The sequence below is a fragment of the Natrinema gari JCM 14663 genome (genome assembly GCF_000337175.1).
GTDB lineage: Archaea > Halobacteriota > Halobacteria > Halobacteriales > Natrialbaceae > Natrinema > Natrinema gari.
The window spans coordinates 123,418-137,476 of sequence record NZ_AOIJ01000033.1; the positions used below are offsets into that span (position 1 = coordinate 123,418).

Sequence of the window (14,059 nt, forward strand, 5' to 3'; positions counted from 1 at the left end):
CCGGTGACCTGATACGTCTTCCGTGGCAAGGCCCTCGCATGGCAGACATCACGATGTACGAACTTCCCGGCTGTCCGTACTGCGCGAAGGTCCGCTCGAAACTCGACGACCTCGAGCTCGAGTACGACGTCATCGAGGTCCCTCGCTCGCACGACGAACGGACGGAAGTCGAGAACGTCAGCGGTCAGACGGGCGTGCCGGTCATCACCGACGAAGCCAACGGCGTCGAAGGCATGCACGAGAGCGACGACATCGTCGCGTACCTTGAAGAGACCTACGGCAGCGGCGCGGCGTAACTCCTGCAATCGATCGCCGTTCGGATGCCGGACTGCGGGTCCGGATCGAGACAGGACTGCTCTCGGACCCACTAAAACCGACCACTACACAGGCTGCACAGCGTGAGAACGGGATAGCCGATCGCGACGGCGATGGCGACGAACAGCGCTCCATCGGCCGCGGTGGTGATGGTCGTGCCGTAGTTGAACGCGACTCCGAGTCCAGCCATAAACCCGACGAGGAGTCCACGACGTGCGCTGACGATGTCGACGGCGGAATTCGTCTGCATTGGTACTCGCTGAATCGCCGACATCGGTCCATGCGGCCGGCGCGGATCCCTGTCAGGCCGCCTCTTCGTGCTCGGAGCGCTCCCGGATGACGTCCCGAAGGTCGTCGGCGTTCCGGAACGTCTCGAGTTCGTCGCGCTCGACCAGAGCGGTGCCGTCGACGGACTCCTGTTTCGCCCGGTCGACGACGTAGACGGATCGCGTCCGCGTGACCTGTCCGATCGAACTCATGATCCGGGCGCGTTTCTCCGCGGCCTTCGTGAACTTCGAGTGGCCGGTCAGCACGATCTCGCTGTCGTCTTGGTCCTCGCTGACCGCCGTGAACGGCGAGCGGGCCGTCGGGTGGACGCTGTAGCCGGCCCGCGTGAGGACGGCGACGACCTGTTCGTCGTCCGGGTCCGCTTCCGGATCAGCTGGCGTCGCCTCGCTCTCGTGGACGTCGTCGGCTCCCTCGAGGACATCAACCGGGCTCGTCAGTGGCGCGTCGAACATCTCTTCGAGGGCCATCGCGATCTCGACGGACGCGTTCATCCCGTCTTCGTACTTCGAGACGGTCCGTCGGGAGACGCCGAGTTCGCTGGCGAGTTGGCCGAGGCTCCAGTCGCGGTCCTCGCGCTCGTCGGCCAACAGATCGCCGTCGATGTTGACGTAGAGGCCCCCTGGGGCGGCGTAGATCAGCGGTGGGACCTCTTCGATGAAGAGGTTGTACGCCGTGTCGGGGCTGAAAACCGGGACGCCGTGTCGGAAGTAGACGACGTCGGGTTTCAGGTCCTCATCGCGGCTTCGCAGGCCGATGACCAGCGGCGTCGCATTGAGGTAGGTCCCCAGGCGTCGCATCTCGTGGCCGGTCGCCTCGTTGAACGCGTCGATGTTTGCGAGGATCTTGACGAGGATCAGATCCTCGCCGCGCCGAGCGGCGATATCGAAGCTCTTCGGCCGGATCGCACACCGATCACTTACCAGGAATCCCGCGTCCTCTAACATCGCGGTCACGTTACCGACTAGTGCGGAGCGGGACATACGGGGTTGTAAGCGATTCCTCCTATAAGAGGTTTTTCCCCGGGATATCCGGGTGCCGTGTCGCGATTCCGTGATCGTCATGGGAGTATACTTATATATTAGTTTCCGCCGATCGACGGCGAAACGAGATCCCGAAAGGGATTCCCCGGTCCCCCGCCAAGAGACGCCGATGACCGTCGTCGGGATCGACGATACCGACTCGCGCGAGCGCGGGATGTGTACGACCTACGTCGCCGCGACGATTGCCGATCGACTCCGTCAGGAGCACGGCGCGTCCGTGTCTCGAGTCCTCCTCGTTCGGCTCAACCCCGCCGTCGAGTACAAGACGCGGGGCAACGCCGCGCTGGCGATCCACACGGACTGCGATCCCGCCCGCGCGTTCGCGATCGCTCGCGACCGCCTCGAGTCGCTCGCCGAAACTGACGACGACCGAACGAACCCCGGTCTGGTCGTGGCCGACCGCGTACCCGAAGCGGGCGCGATCCCCGCCGACGTGCGTCGATTCACACGCACGGCGATCCGCGACCACCTCGAGCCGGCCGCCGCCGCGGCCCTGATCGAGCGCCACGAGTATCGGTCGTGGCACGCCGGCGACGGCCGCGGCCGGATCGGGGCGCTGGCCGCGATCGGCTCCTGGACGGCGCTCGAGGAGTGGACCTACGAATACATCTCGTATCGCGAGCCCGACCGCTGGGGAACACCCCGTGACGTGACCCACGAGAGCGTCTTCGCCGCGGCCGAGCAGGGGTATCCCTCGGTGTGGGATACGGTCGACCGCGGCGAGGGCGAGACCGTCTGCGTCCCCCACACGCCCGGCCCCATCCTGCACGGCATCCGCGGCGACGATCCCGATTCAGTCCGTGCGGTCGCCGACCGAATCGAGAGCGAACCCGTCGCCGGGGGACGGCTGTTCGTGACTAACCAGGGCACGGACGTCCACCTCCGGGACGGTTCGATCGGGACCGTCGAGAACGGGCGGGCCTACCGCGTCGAGGGGCGAGTCGCGAGCGAGCCCGAAACGCGTCGCGGCGGCCACGTGTTCGTCGATATCGAACCGCCGGCCGCCGAGGCCGCCGACGGCGACAGGTCGGCCGAGCGGCTCACCTGCGCGGCGTTCGAGCCGACGAAGCGGTTCCGCGATCGCGTGCGAGCGCTCCGCGTCGGCGATCGGATCACCGCCTGCGGCGAGGTCGCCGACGGCACGCTCAAACTCGAGAAGATCGCCGTCCGCGACCTCGTTCGGACCGAGCGGGTAACGCCGATCTGCCCCGACTGCGAGCGAACGATGGAGAGCGCCGGACGGAAGCAGGGGTATCGCTGCCGAGACTGTGAAACCAGTGCGGCGGAGCGAGCCGAGCACCCGCTCGAGCGAGACCTCGAAGACGGCTGGTACGAGGTCCCGCCGTGTGCGCGACGCCACATCGCGAAGCCCCTCGTTCGAGGCGGGTTCGATGCACCGACGCATCCGGAGCGGTGACGCCGAACCGCGGGGCTAGGTGCGTTCGAATAGGGGAAAGAGGCGCCGGGGGATCGATCGGCTTCGGTGGACCACGACGAGCGGCGATCACCGAATGGTGACGCCACGCCGAGCGAGGAACTCGCTTACCGCCTTGATTTCGACGGGACTGCCGATGATGCGGCAGTCGTCGTCGCCCGCCGGAACGACGGTGACGGTGAACTCGTCGTCGAGCTGCGACTCGAACCCCTCGAATGCCTCCCGTGGCAGGACGATCTGGGTACTGTCACGCAGCCGCGACGCGTTCGGCATAGGTACCGTATCCCCGGCCGGTCGTTTATGTGTGTCGAAGTCCCGTTTCTATCGGTAATGGAGCTGAGTGGTCGGGCCCGAAACTGACGAGTCGCCCGCTTTGTGACCCACCATCGAGTGACCTCGACGGCTGCCGTCATCACTGCCGGGTGGTCCGTACTGGCGCTCGCATGCAGCCCAGCTATGTACCATGATAGCATACAACAATATAGTCTTCCCTCGAGCGCCCGGGGCAATCGAGAATCAGCGAACGAAATCCAGGACCATCGAGGGGAGACTCGGCGTCGGATCGTGTCGCGAGCGATCACCGAATCGAATCCGTCGACGAACCGACTGCACTCGCAGGTGCATTCGGCGGTCACGACTCCGTTTGGGAGGAACTGACCGACAATACCTTTTCCCGCCAATGCCTCGATAACGAGAGGGAGGTACGGCACGTAACGACTCAGCGGCACACCACGGCGTGGTCGGCCGCCGTTTCGTCGGGCCGTGGGGGTCAATCTGTTCCGTAGACCGTCACCGACTGCGTGTCGACTGTCGTCGGATCGTGACCCACGACGAGGTCGACCTCACGACCGGCCCCGGGCCGTCGCCCGTGTTCGATAGCGTCGCCGTCACCTCGAGCCACTCCCCGCCCGTCACGGGCGCGTTCGTCTCGAGGCCAGTCACCTCGAGGTGCCCTTGCGATCCGCCGTCTTCGGTTCCGATAACCGTAACGTCAGTCACCGACGCGTCGTCGCGCGTTTCGACGCGGGCGGGGAACGTCTGCGTGTTGCGGACGGTCGCAGTCGTGAACTCGAGTGACACGGTTTCGGTGTGGCCCGTAAACACCTCGACCGTCTCGCTGTCGACGTGCGTGGGGTCGTGGCCGACGATCAGGTTGACCTCGACATCGACGAACCCGTGATACGTGGAATCGCCCTCGGGCTCGACTGCGGCCTCGACGACGAGGTCCTCGCCCGCTCGAACCGGCGCGTTCGTTCCGGTGACGAGACGGTCCGGAACGCAGTGACCGACGGGCGGTCGGTCCGACCGACCGCGGCGTCGCCAGCGTGTGTCTCGAAAGGGTTTTTCGGCCCGGCCGGTTGCATACTGACAAATGGGGCTCGAGGATGAAATCGAGGCAATCGAAGACGAAATAGCCAATACGCCCTACAACAAGTCGACTGAGGCCCACATCGGCCGGCTGAAGTCCAAGCTCGCGGAGAAAAAGGAGAAACTCGAGAAACAGCAGTCCGGGTCGGGCGGCGGTGGCGGCTATTCCGTCGAGAAACACGGCGACGCGACCGTCGCGCTGGTCGGATTCCCGAGCGTCGGCAAGTCGTCGCTGCTGAACTCGATGACGAACGCGGAGAGTGAGACGGGGTCCTACGAGTTCACGACGCTCGATGTCAACCCGGGGATGTTGAACCACCGTGGCGCGAACATCCAACTGCTCGACGTCCCGGGGCTGATCGAGGGCGCGGCGGCGGGCAAAGGCGGCGGCCAGCAGGTGCTTGCGGTCGTCCGCAACGCCGACCTCATCATCTTCATGCTCTCGGTGTTCGAGATCGAGCAGTACGATCGGCTGCGAGAGGAACTGTACGACATCAACATCCGCGTCGATCAGGAGCCCCCGCAGGTTACGGTCCGCCCGAAAATCAAAGACGGTATCAAGATCACCTCGAGCACCGACCAGGACTTAGACGAAAAGACGATCAAGGACGTCCTCCGCGAGCACGGCTACGTCAACGCCGATCTAAATCTCCAGGAGAACGTCTCCATCGATCGGCTGGTCGACGGCCTGATGGAGAACCGAGAGTACATCCCCTCGATCACCTGCGTCAACAAGGTCGACTTGATCGATCCCGACTACAAGGAAACGGTCGACGAGCAGTTGCGCCAGCGCGACTTGGACCCCGAGGCGGTCACCTTCATCAGCGCCGAAGAGGAGAAAGGGCTCGACGTGCTCAAAGACCGTATCTGGGAGCGACTCGGACTCATCCGGGTCTACATGGACAAACCCGGCCGCGGTATCGACTGGGAGGAGCCGCTCGTCGTCGAGCAGGGAACCACCGTCGGCGAGGCCGTCGAGAAACTCGGCGGCGAGATGGAAGAGCGGTTCCGCTTCGCCCGCGTGACCGGTTCCAGCGCGGCCCACGACCAACAGCAGGTCGGCAAGGACCACGTGCTCGAGGACGAGGACGTACTGAAACTGATTCTGCGACGCTAGTCCCGGACGGTCGCCCCGTCACCCGACGGCTCGGCTCCCACTCGGATCGGTCCGCATGCGGTACTGTCGAACGGCTCACACGAGCCGGATCGGAACGGTCAATACTATCCAGACAGCCGAAGACTAGACAGTTATGGCTACGTACGGGGCACTCTCCGTGTTGCCGCCGCTGCTCGCGATCGTCCTCGCGATCGTGACTCGCCGACCGATGCTGGCACTGTTTCTCGGCATCTGGTCGGGGGCGGTCATCCACACCGAGAGTCTCGGCATCGCACAGACCTTCGACTGGATCGTCAGCGCGGTCATCGTCGACGACGGCTTTCACGTCCAGATCCTCGTCTTTACGCTCCTGTTGGGGTCGGGCGTCGCGCTCATCTGGCGGCTCGGCGGCGCGATCGCGGTTCGCCACTGGGCGACCGAACGCCTCGAGACCCAGCGAACCGTCGGGCTGACCACGTGGATCCTGGGAATCGTGTTGTTCTTCGACGACTACGCCAACACGGCCATCGTCGGGAGCACGATGCGGGAACTCTCCGATCAGCTCCGCATCTCCCGGGAGAAGCTCGCGTACATCGTCGACTCGACGGCCGCGCCCGTCGCGACGCTGGGCATCTCGAGTTGGGTCGCGTTTCAGCTGTCGCTGATCAGTAGCGCGTACGACGACATGGGCGTCGCGGACGAGGCCCCGACGGCATTCGAGACGTTCGTGGGCTCGATCCCCTACAACACCTACGCGCTGCTGGCGATCGTCATGGTCGGCATCATCGTCTACACCGGGCGGGACTACGGCGAGATGCTCGACGCCGAACACCGCTCGCGGACGACGGGCGCAGTCAACCGCGAGGGCGCACAGCCGCTCCAGAAGGTCGAGGAGGACCTGGGCGCACCGATCGACGAGCACCCGATGCTGCGGACCTTCTTCGCGCCCGTCGTCGTCCTGATCGCGGTGACGCTCGCGAGCGCGTTCTGGACGGGGTATCAGTCGTGGCTCTCGAGTCAGGCCGAAGCGGGAGCGCCGACGGCGTTCGGTGCCGCCGTCGACGACGCAGGGCTCACGCAGGTACTGATCGACATCGTCGGCGCGGGCGACTTCGCGGCGGCGCTGATCTGGGGCTCGTTCGCGATGGTCGCGACCGCGATCGCGATCGGACTCGCCTACGACCTCTTCGATATCGGCGACGGTGTCGATACCGTCATCGACGGCTTCGGCATCATGCTGACGGCGGTCACGATCCTCGTGCTCGCGTGGACGATCAGCAGCGTCGCGGAGACGCTCGGGACCGGCGAATTCGTCGCCGCCATCGCCGAACCGTATCTCACCGCGGCGTTGCTTCCCGTTCTCATCCTGTTCGTCGCCGCGTTCGTCGCGTTCACCATGGGCTCGTCGTGGGCGACGATGGGGATCGTGACGCCCATCGCCATTCGGGTCGCCTACGGGTTCGGGACCGGGTTCGAACTCGTTCCAATCGCCGTCGGTGCCGTCTTCTCCGGCGCGATCTTCGGCGATCACGCTTCGCCGATCTCCGATACGACGGTGCTCTCGGCGACGTTCTCCGGTGCGGACCTGATCGATCACGTGCGCACGCAACTCCCCTACGCCCTGACCGTCTTCCTCGTAGTCATCGGCTGTTACCTGCTCAACGGCTACCTCGGCGTCCCACCGCTCGTCTTCCTGCCGCTGGGCGTCGTCGCCCTCGTCGGCCTCGTCGTCGGCCTCTCGAGGGTCGACGCCGGTCGAAAGGGGCTCGAGCCGGTTGCGATGACACCGGCCGCGACCGCCGAGACCCCCAGCTCCGAATCCGAGCGCGACTCGGAGTCCCCCGAGACCCGCGAGTAGGCCCCGCAGTCGCCAATCTTTTGGAGTGTGCAGCTGTCCGTTCGCGTATGGACGGAACGCTCGATCACACGATGCTTCGCGTCGCTGACCTCGAGGAATCACTCGACTGGTACCAGGACCACCTCGAGTACGAGGAGAAGGATCGCTACGAGGGCGACGGCTTCACCATCGTCTATCTCGGGCCCGAGGAGATGCACGCCGACGGAGCGATGCTCGAGCTTACCCACAACGAGGGCGAGGAGCCCGCGGTCGGCGACGCGTGGGGCCATATCGCGGTTCGCGTTCCCGAAGGCAAACTCGAGGACTACTACCAGCAGCTCATGGACGAGGGCGTCGAGGACTACCGCGATCCCGAGTCCTGTGGCGGGCGCTACGCGTTCGTGAAAGACCCCGACGGCCACGAGATCGAGCTCGTCCAGCGCGATGAGGGAACGCTCTGGTCGCTCGACCACACCATGATCCGCGTCGAGGACGCCGACGAGGCGCTGGGTTTTTGGACGCGCAAGTTCGGCTACGACGAGGTCGGCCGCTGGGAGGCCGACACCTTCGCGAACTACTTCGTCGAACCCACGAACGCCGCCGACGAGGCGATGTCCGTCGAACTGACGTACAACTACGACGGTCGGAGCTACGAGATGGGCGACGCGTGGGGCCACCTCTGTGTCCGCCTCGACGATCTCCACGAGGACTGGGACCAACTCATCACCCGGGAGGCAGCGGACTACCGCGACCCCGAGAGCTGCGACGACATGTACGCCTTCACCAAAGATCAGGACGGCCACGAGATCGAACTCATCGAGCGCGACCTCGAGGCCGATTCGCTGTTCCCGTTCTAGGAGCGCCGCGGCCGCGGTCGACGCGAACACCCTCGACGAACGCGGACGGCTCGAAACCGCCGGGCCATCCTACAGGTCGGGAATCGGAACGACGACGACCGGCCGCGTCGCGTCGGCGAGAACCCGCCGCGCAGTCGCCCCGACAGCTCGCGTCGCGTCCGGATCGCCACCGTGCGCGCCGATGACGAGTTCGTCGACATCGATCGCCGCCGCCGTCTCGAGGAGCACCGGTGCCGGGGATCCCGATCGGCGCTCCGTCTCGACGCCACCGGCAGCCCCGAGTCGGACGGCAGCGACGTTCAACGCCTCGTCGGCGTCACGGCGTGCCGTCGGATCGTCGGCCGGGAAGACGGCGACAGCAGTCACGGTATCGGCCGAGGTCACCCGGTCGTCGAGATAGTCACAGATCGCCGCTGTCGTGTGAACGGAATCAGTGCCGACGAGATAGTCCATAGCGACGCTACGGTGACGTTCTCGAAGAACCCTGTGGACGGCGGCGAGTGAGATCGGACCCGAACGCCCGGATTTTCCGACCCAGAAAACACGCTCGTATCACTAATACGATGGCGTGGATAGGGACGGATGGGGGACGAGAGAGGCCGCACCACACGCCTTCGTGGTCCCCCGTGCCTCCCCGCATCCGATCATCCCATGGGTCGCGACGCCAGCCTTGCCCCTCCGCCCCCGCGACTCCCCCTCGCGCGGGGGCGTCCTGCGTCGTTTGACCCCCTCCTCACTGTCAGCGGTACCGGTGATCCGGGATGGCTTCGGCCCTACACGTTTGTCGACCGCGACGACTCGGTCAGTGCCGCCCGTACAGCGAGTAGGTGATCGCGCCCAGTCCGAGCAGTCGACTCACGTTCTCGAGCAGCGCGATGACGATCTGATCCGCCCTGACGAACGTCGTCATCACCACGTTGACCAAGAAGGGACACAGCGTCAGCAAGAGGAGTCCAATGGAGAGATAGAGCATCGACGATGCATCGTTACGCCGGTAGCCACGGTAGGCCTGATAGGCGATAATCGTTCCGACAAGCGCGACGAGGAAGAGACTCGCGATCGTCAACAGCTCGAACAGCGTCACCTCGTCGATCCGGACGACCTCTCGATTCATCGCATCCCCTCCCACATGCGAGTGAACTTGTCGGCGACGTCTTCCTCGCGATACGTCAACTCGAGAGTGAACGAGCCGTCCTCCAGCGACAGCTCCAGTCGGTCGAGGTTCGCACTGTAGACGCTGTAGTGGTTGCCGTCGGAGGCGAGCTCCGTCTCTTCAGTGACGAGATCACACTCCTCGAGCCGATCAAGCCGCCGATAGATCGTCGGGAGAGACGCGTCACATCGTTCGCTCAATGTGCTGGCAGACATGGGTTCGACGCTCGTGTGGGTGAGGATATCCCGTGCGTACTCGTCGTCGAGAACCGAAAGCAATGTCGACAGGTCAGTTTCCTCACTCACTGGTATAGCTGTTCCTTTCGGCATGGATATCAAAAGCAGTCCGATTTTTCTGGACTAGAGAATACGTTTTCGCTCGCGGGCGTGAACGGAAAATCACCTGCAAGACAGAGGTCGATCAATCGGGACGCAAGGCGGTCCGGGACGCCAGCAGTCCGTCCGAACGGACGCGATCACGCCACGCGTTTTGTATATCGGGATGTGGTTTACCAGAGGCGGGGCAACGCGGTAAACCGACACGGCGGTCGATGTCGGGCGAAACAGCTACTCGTGAGCGTCCGCCCACGCGATCCAGTCGAACAGTCGATCGCGCAGTCGTTGCTCGCCGGCCGCCGAAAACCGGTGTCCCTCGCCTGCGAACCGCTCGACGAGGACGTCGGTCTCGAGGCGCGCGGCGGCGGCGAAGCTATCGGCCGGATCGACGACCGCGTCCGCGCCGCCGTGGAAGATCGCGACCGGAACGTCGAGTTCGTCGACGACGTCGTCGAACGGATACCGATCGAGCGCGTCGAAAAACCGCCGTTCGACTCGGTCGCCGGTGTCGAACGTCCACGCGCCCTCACGTTCGACGACGGTCCGGTACTCGTCGAACGTCTCGATGGTTGTCACGGGTGCACGCGTCGCGACCGCCTCGACCCGCTCGTCCTCGGCGGCGGCGTGGACGGCGACTTTGCCGCCGAAACTCGAGCCGAACAGCACGTACGTCCGGGGATCGAAGTAGTCGACGACGTGCTGGAGGTCAGTGAGTCGCGTCTCGAGCGTCGAGTCGACGAACTCGCCGTCGGACTCGCCACAGCCCCTGGCATCGAACCGGACGGCGTTGTACCCCGCCTCGCTGGCCCGGCGACACCGGGCTTCGTAACTGCCTGACTTGTCGCTGCGTAGGCCATGGCAACAGACGAGCCAGTCGTCGGAGTCGGCCTCGTGGTGGACGGCGGCGACGGTCGGAGCGGCGTCCGTCGTCGCGTTACCGACCGGAACGCGGTGTGTCTCGGGCATCTCGTATCCCGGCGGACGGCTGCCGGGGCCTTGATAGCTGTGTCCCGACGGTCGCTCGAGGCCGGTCCATCGTCACCGCTGCAATACTGCGGCGGTCGGTCCGAAGCGATCTCGGGATGACCATGGATGGGGCCGGATCGAGAGTTTCAGCCCCGTTCGACGGGCTGTGCGGCCGTCGGGACGAACGAGTCCGGAACGGAGCGACGGACTCGAACCCGATTCCGGCGCGCCGACCCCACACCGCGGCCCTGCGACTGGTGTACTCCGGCGAACCGTTTATCGCTCGCCGGCGAGTTGGTTCGTGTATGACCCGCACGACCTACCGGTGTCCGTGTGGCGCACGCATCGCGTTCAAACAGGACCTCGAGAAGCAATCCGGCGTCCCGACGCCGGACTGGCAGTGCAAGGACTGCGGGACGCCGGTCCCAGGGATAACGGCCGAGAAGATCAGACATCAACATCCCTCCTGAATCGCCGCGTGGAATCGGAAACGGCGCTGCCGCCCCCTCGATAAACCAAATAGAGATATATTAAAGAGTGGCGTATTGGGGTTGGACTACGACGGCTATAGAGGGACTCCGATGTGTGATGGCGGAGGCATTGGTTCGTCGGAACGACGGCGAATCGCTTCTCGCTAATCGAGGTGCTGGACAGCTTCGAACTCAGGTCTCGAAGCACTCGTCAACCGAGACCCATGTCTCAGGTCTCGAGGTGACGATGGCATCGACGTCGACCACCTCGTCAGTGGTAGGGACTCGACCCAACCGTTGTCCCAGTTTGCAGACTATCGCCGACAGCTATCCCGCCGGTCCGGCCGTGTAGAGACGTATGCTGAAAACTGTTCGCACGGATATTCGGCCATCGTGCTATGCGGACGTATTATAATTCGTTTTACCAGTCGTCCCGCTCTGCCGACCTGCAGATGTCCGAGATACACGACGACGAGCGACGAACCGACCACCCGGATACATCCAGTGGCGCGCTCCGCCGCCGATCGTTTATCGTCGCGGCCGGTACGTCGGCGACCGGAATCAGCGGCGCTGCGGGGGCAACGCCCAGTCACGAGAGCAGAGACGACACTCCCGACACCCGCCAACACGACGAGTCAAAGCGGAACCACTCCATCGGTCGCGACGGCGATCCGAACCTGATCGCCCACCGTGGCTTCGCCGGCCTCTATCCCGAGAACACCGTCGGCGCGGTCGACGCCGCTGCTCGCGGCGGCCAGTCCGCAATCGCCCCCTCACGCGGTGCCGACATGATCGAAATCGACGTCGTTCCGACCGCCGAAAACGACGTCGTCGTATTCCACGATAGCCGACTCGCCGGTCGCGACGGCGGCGAGCGCGGACTCACCGACACCGAGGGCGTCGTCTGGGAGACCGATACGGCGACCGTCACGAACGCCGAGGTCCTCGCAAGCGGCGAAACCGTCCCCCGGTTGCGGTCCGTCCTCGAGGCGATTCCACCCCACGTCGGCGTCAACGTCGAGCTGAAGAACCCGGGGTCGTTCGACGTGGCCTTCGCCGAATCGCTGCCGCAGGCGGAACTCGAGGAACGGAAGCAACGCTGGCAGCCCTTCGTCGCGCGAGTGCTCGACATCGTCGATGACTTCCACCACGAGTACCTCTTCTCGTCGTTTTACGAGGCGGCGCTGGCGACGACCCGCGACGCGTCCGACTACGCCGTCGCGCCGTTGCTCTGGAACTCCGTTCAGGAGGGTGTCGAAATCGCGCGACGCTACGACTCCGAGGCGATTCATCCACCCTACCACATGATTCGAGGAACGCCGTTTTACGCCGATCAGCGCTACGAGGACGGAGCCGGCTGGGCTGACATCGATCTCCTCGCCGTCGCACACGAGGAGGGCCGGGACGTGAACGTCTTCACGCTCGCGACGTGGTACCAGGGCGAACAGCTCGCAGCGGCCGGCGTCGACGGACTCATCAGCGACCACGCGGACGTGCTCCGGTTCGGCGCGACACGGTGACTCCGAGGGAGACGGACCACCGGATGGGATCGCAGCCAGGTCACACGGTTCCGATCTATGAGACCGAAACACCGATTTAGGAGCGTAGAACAGTATCCAACGAGTAATGATCCGTGGCGGTACCCACACGATCCGTTCTTGCCGCGGTGATACCCGCCACGAGCGGCGACACGGGGGCTCGAGATCGCGTCTCCGTCCGATACCGGGGCGGGTGATCGCGTCGTGACCGAGGTGGCGATCGCCGACGCGGTCGACGCCTATCTCCAGCGAAAAGCCGTCGGCGATCCCGACGGCCCGGGCGCGGGAGCCTACGCGTCCAACGCGGAATCGATCCTCCGGCGGTGGGCCACCTGGCTCGAGGACGAGCACGAGCTCACGTCGCTGTTCGCGCTCGAGGTCGACCACATGCGCGCCTACGCCAAGGAACTCCGCCGGCGGACGGAGCGCGGGGAGTACACCGCCTCGACCGCGGGCACCTACTACGCGGTGGTCCGTGCGTTCCTTTCGTGGTGCGTTCGCGGCGGCGTCCTCGAGCGAAACCCCGCGGCGACCGACCGCGCCGAGGCCGCACTGCCGACCGCCGACACGCGGCCGTCCGATGACTCCTGGACGGCCGACCAGCGGCGCGAACTCGAGCGCTACGTCCGCGAGCGGGTGCTCGAGGCCGACGCCCAGTCGACGAGCGAGCGCCGCACTCGGCTGCGCGAGTACGCGATGGTCGCTGTCCTCGCTCACTCGACGGTCCGCGGCGCGGAACTGTTCCGGGTCCCGGAGGATGACCGACGCACGGGCGCGACCTGGGACGATGTCGACTTCTACACCGGGACGGTCCGCGTGCTGGGGAAGTCCCAGCGCCTCGAAGACGTGCCGCTTCCCGCCCGTGCGCGGACGCCGTTGCGGCGCTATCGGGTCGTTCTCGATCCGCCGTCGAACGACTGGCCGCTGTTTCCGACGGGACATGCGCCGTCGATCGCCGCGCGAGTCCGGTCGGTGCTGGACGAGCGCGGCCACGACGAAGGCGAGATCGAGGCGCTGCTTGAGGACGCGACGGCGATGGAACTCGCACGCGAGCGGTCGATCGCCCCGCCGGCGATCACCACCGAGGGCGCGCGGTCGATCCTGAAGCGACTCTGTGAGGCAGCCGTCGTCGACGTCGACGGGAACTACCTGACGCCGCGGGGCGTTCGCCGAGAGCACGACGACGTGTACCGACGCGAAGCAACGGCGTCGAAACCGACCCTGCGGGCGTCTGTCCTCGAACAATCGATCGTGGTACAGGAAACGCAGCGGCCGCCCGAGACGGACACGAAGCGGCGCGACGAGCAGTCGGGGACGGAGTGAGCGACACGGGCTGGTGGGCCGCTTCTCCGACGACGACT

The 14,059-nt window shown here is 65.3% G+C and carries 16 protein-coding genes; 8 read left to right on the plus strand and 8 right to left on the minus strand.

Features of this window, described 5'->3' with window-relative positions; all coding sequences use genetic code 11:
- Window positions 1-38 precede the first annotated feature (38 nt).
- Window positions 39-296: a glutathione S-transferase N-terminal domain-containing protein gene (locus C486_RS03645; protein ID WP_008453162.1), complete on the plus strand. Its 258-nt coding sequence runs from the start codon at window positions 39-41 to the stop codon at window positions 294-296.
- Between the two features lie 71 nt (window positions 297-367).
- Here the strand turns inward: C486_RS03645 and C486_RS03650 are convergent, their stop codons facing one another.
- Both C486_RS03650 and C486_RS03655 read right to left on the minus strand, forming a co-directional pair.
- Window positions 368-565 carry a hypothetical protein gene (locus C486_RS03650; RefSeq protein WP_008453164.1) on the minus strand — a complete coding sequence of 66 codons (198 nt, stop codon included), beginning with the start codon at window positions 563-565 and terminating at the stop codon, window positions 368-370.
- 52 nt (window positions 566-617) lie between these two features.
- Window positions 618-1,583, minus strand: coding sequence for a transcriptional regulator (locus C486_RS03655; RefSeq protein ID WP_008453166.1), 966 nt, complete (start codon window positions 1,581-1,583; stop codon window positions 618-620).
- Between the two features lie 169 nt (window positions 1,584-1,752).
- On the opposite strand from C486_RS03655, the gene C486_RS03660 reads away from it, so the two are divergent.
- Window positions 1,753-3,060 (plus strand): tRNA(Ile)(2)-agmatinylcytidine synthase, encoded by a 1,308-nt coding sequence (locus C486_RS03660; protein WP_008453170.1) that lies wholly within the window; start codon window positions 1,753-1,755, stop codon window positions 3,058-3,060.
- An 87-nt stretch (window positions 3,061-3,147) separates the two neighbouring features.
- Here C486_RS03660 and C486_RS03665 read toward each other — a convergent pair whose 3' ends face one another.
- Window positions 3,148-3,351: a VNG_1110C family protein gene (locus tag C486_RS03665; protein ID WP_008453173.1), complete on the minus strand. Its 204-nt coding sequence runs from the start codon at window positions 3,349-3,351 to the stop codon at window positions 3,148-3,150.
- Between the two features lie 516 nt (window positions 3,352-3,867).
- On the minus strand, window positions 3,868-4,497 hold the full coding sequence (locus C486_RS19970) for a hypothetical protein (protein WP_241432461.1): 630 nt from the start codon (window positions 4,495-4,497) through the stop codon (window positions 3,868-3,870).
- Between C486_RS19970 and C486_RS03680 the strand changes: the two genes are divergently transcribed.
- The 3 genes from C486_RS03680 (at window position 4,451) to C486_RS03690 (ending at window position 8,236) form a co-directional block, all read left to right on the plus strand.
- Window positions 4,451-5,563, plus strand: a complete 1,113-nt coding sequence (locus C486_RS03680) for an OBG GTPase family GTP-binding protein (protein ID WP_008453178.1) — start codon at window positions 4,451-4,453, stop codon at window positions 5,561-5,563. The two genes, C486_RS19970 and C486_RS03680, sit on opposite strands and share 47 nt — an antisense overlap.
- Window positions 5,564-5,696: 133 nt before the next feature.
- Window positions 5,697-7,400, plus strand: a complete 1,704-nt coding sequence (locus C486_RS03685) for a Na+/H+ antiporter NhaC family protein (RefSeq protein WP_008453180.1) — start codon at window positions 5,697-5,699, stop codon at window positions 7,398-7,400.
- 47 nt (window positions 7,401-7,447) lie between these two features.
- Window positions 7,448-8,236 (plus strand): VOC family protein, encoded by a 789-nt coding sequence (locus C486_RS03690; protein ID WP_008453182.1) that lies wholly within the window; start codon window positions 7,448-7,450, stop codon window positions 8,234-8,236.
- Window positions 8,237-8,305: 69 nt separating this feature from the next.
- Here C486_RS03690 and C486_RS03695 read toward each other — a convergent pair whose 3' ends face one another.
- The 4 genes from C486_RS03695 to C486_RS03710 form a co-directional block, all read right to left on the minus strand.
- On the minus strand, window positions 8,306-8,689 hold the full coding sequence (locus tag C486_RS03695) for a universal stress protein (protein ID WP_008453185.1): 384 nt from the start codon (window positions 8,687-8,689) through the stop codon (window positions 8,306-8,308).
- Between the two features lie 349 nt (window positions 8,690-9,038).
- Window positions 9,039-9,350, minus strand: a complete 312-nt coding sequence (locus tag C486_RS03700; protein ID WP_008453188.1) for a DUF7521 family protein — start codon at window positions 9,348-9,350, stop codon at window positions 9,039-9,041.
- On the minus strand, window positions 9,347-9,694 hold the full coding sequence (locus C486_RS03705) for an ArsR/SmtB family transcription factor (RefSeq protein WP_008453190.1): 348 nt from the start codon (window positions 9,692-9,694) through the stop codon (window positions 9,347-9,349). The genes C486_RS03700 and C486_RS03705 overlap by 4 nt, the downstream gene beginning before the upstream one ends.
- A gap of 261 nt (window positions 9,695-9,955) precedes the next feature.
- Window positions 9,956-10,690 (minus strand): alpha/beta hydrolase family protein, encoded by a 735-nt coding sequence (locus C486_RS03710; protein ID WP_008453192.1) that lies wholly within the window; start codon window positions 10,688-10,690, stop codon window positions 9,956-9,958.
- Window positions 10,691-10,995: 305 nt separating this feature from the next.
- Between C486_RS03710 and C486_RS21535 the strand changes: the two genes are divergently transcribed.
- From C486_RS21535 to C486_RS03725, 3 genes are all read left to right on the plus strand, one after another.
- Window positions 10,996-11,160 carry a hypothetical protein gene (locus C486_RS21535; protein WP_169316569.1) on the plus strand — a complete coding sequence of 55 codons (165 nt, stop codon included), beginning with the start codon at window positions 10,996-10,998 and terminating at the stop codon, window positions 11,158-11,160.
- Window positions 11,161-11,612: 452 nt separating this feature from the next.
- Window positions 11,613-12,680 (plus strand): glycerophosphodiester phosphodiesterase, encoded by a 1,068-nt coding sequence (locus tag C486_RS03720; RefSeq protein WP_008453197.1) that lies wholly within the window; start codon window positions 11,613-11,615, stop codon window positions 12,678-12,680.
- Window positions 12,681-12,902: 222 nt separating this feature from the next.
- Window positions 12,903-14,021 carry a tyrosine-type recombinase/integrase gene (locus C486_RS03725; RefSeq protein ID WP_008453199.1) on the plus strand — a complete coding sequence of 373 codons (1,119 nt, stop codon included), beginning with the start codon at window positions 12,903-12,905 and terminating at the stop codon, window positions 14,019-14,021.
- Window positions 14,022-14,059 lie beyond the last annotated feature (38 nt).

What these genes read in the sequence shown, in the direction of transcription:
- C486_RS03690 (WP_008453182.1), top strand. Translation starts at nt 7,448, where the DNA reads ATGGACGGAACGCTCGATCACACGATGCTTCGCGTCGCTGACCTCGAG.
- C486_RS03685 (WP_008453180.1), top strand. Translation starts at nt 5,697, where the DNA reads ATGGCTACGTACGGGGCACTCTCCGTGTTGCCGCCGCTGCTCGCGATC.
- C486_RS03655 (WP_008453166.1), bottom strand. Translation starts at nt 1,583, where the DNA reads ATGTCCCGCTCCGCACTAGTCGGTAACGTGACCGCGATGTTAGAGGAC.
- C486_RS03680 (WP_008453178.1), top strand. Translation starts at nt 4,451, where the DNA reads ATGGGGCTCGAGGATGAAATCGAGGCAATCGAAGACGAAATAGCCAAT.
- C486_RS03695 (WP_008453185.1), bottom strand. Translation starts at nt 8,689, where the DNA reads ATGGACTATCTCGTCGGCACTGATTCCGTTCACACGACAGCGGCGATC.
- C486_RS03660 (WP_008453170.1), top strand. Translation starts at nt 1,753, where the DNA reads ATGACCGTCGTCGGGATCGACGATACCGACTCGCGCGAGCGCGGGATG.
- C486_RS03720 (WP_008453197.1), top strand. Translation starts at nt 11,613, where the DNA reads ATGTCCGAGATACACGACGACGAGCGACGAACCGACCACCCGGATACA.
- C486_RS03700 (WP_008453188.1), bottom strand. Translation starts at nt 9,350, where the DNA reads ATGAATCGAGAGGTCGTCCGGATCGACGAGGTGACGCTGTTCGAGCTG.
- C486_RS21535 (WP_169316569.1), top strand. Translation starts at nt 10,996, where the DNA reads ATGACCCGCACGACCTACCGGTGTCCGTGTGGCGCACGCATCGCGTTC.
- C486_RS03710 (WP_008453192.1), bottom strand. Translation starts at nt 10,690, where the DNA reads ATGCCCGAGACACACCGCGTTCCGGTCGGTAACGCGACGACGGACGCC.
- C486_RS03650 (WP_008453164.1), bottom strand. Translation starts at nt 565, where the DNA reads ATGCAGACGAATTCCGCCGTCGACATCGTCAGCGCACGTCGTGGACTC.
- C486_RS03645 (WP_008453162.1), top strand. Translation starts at nt 39, where the DNA reads ATGGCAGACATCACGATGTACGAACTTCCCGGCTGTCCGTACTGCGCG.
- C486_RS03665 (WP_008453173.1), bottom strand. Translation starts at nt 3,351, where the DNA reads ATGCCGAACGCGTCGCGGCTGCGTGACAGTACCCAGATCGTCCTGCCA.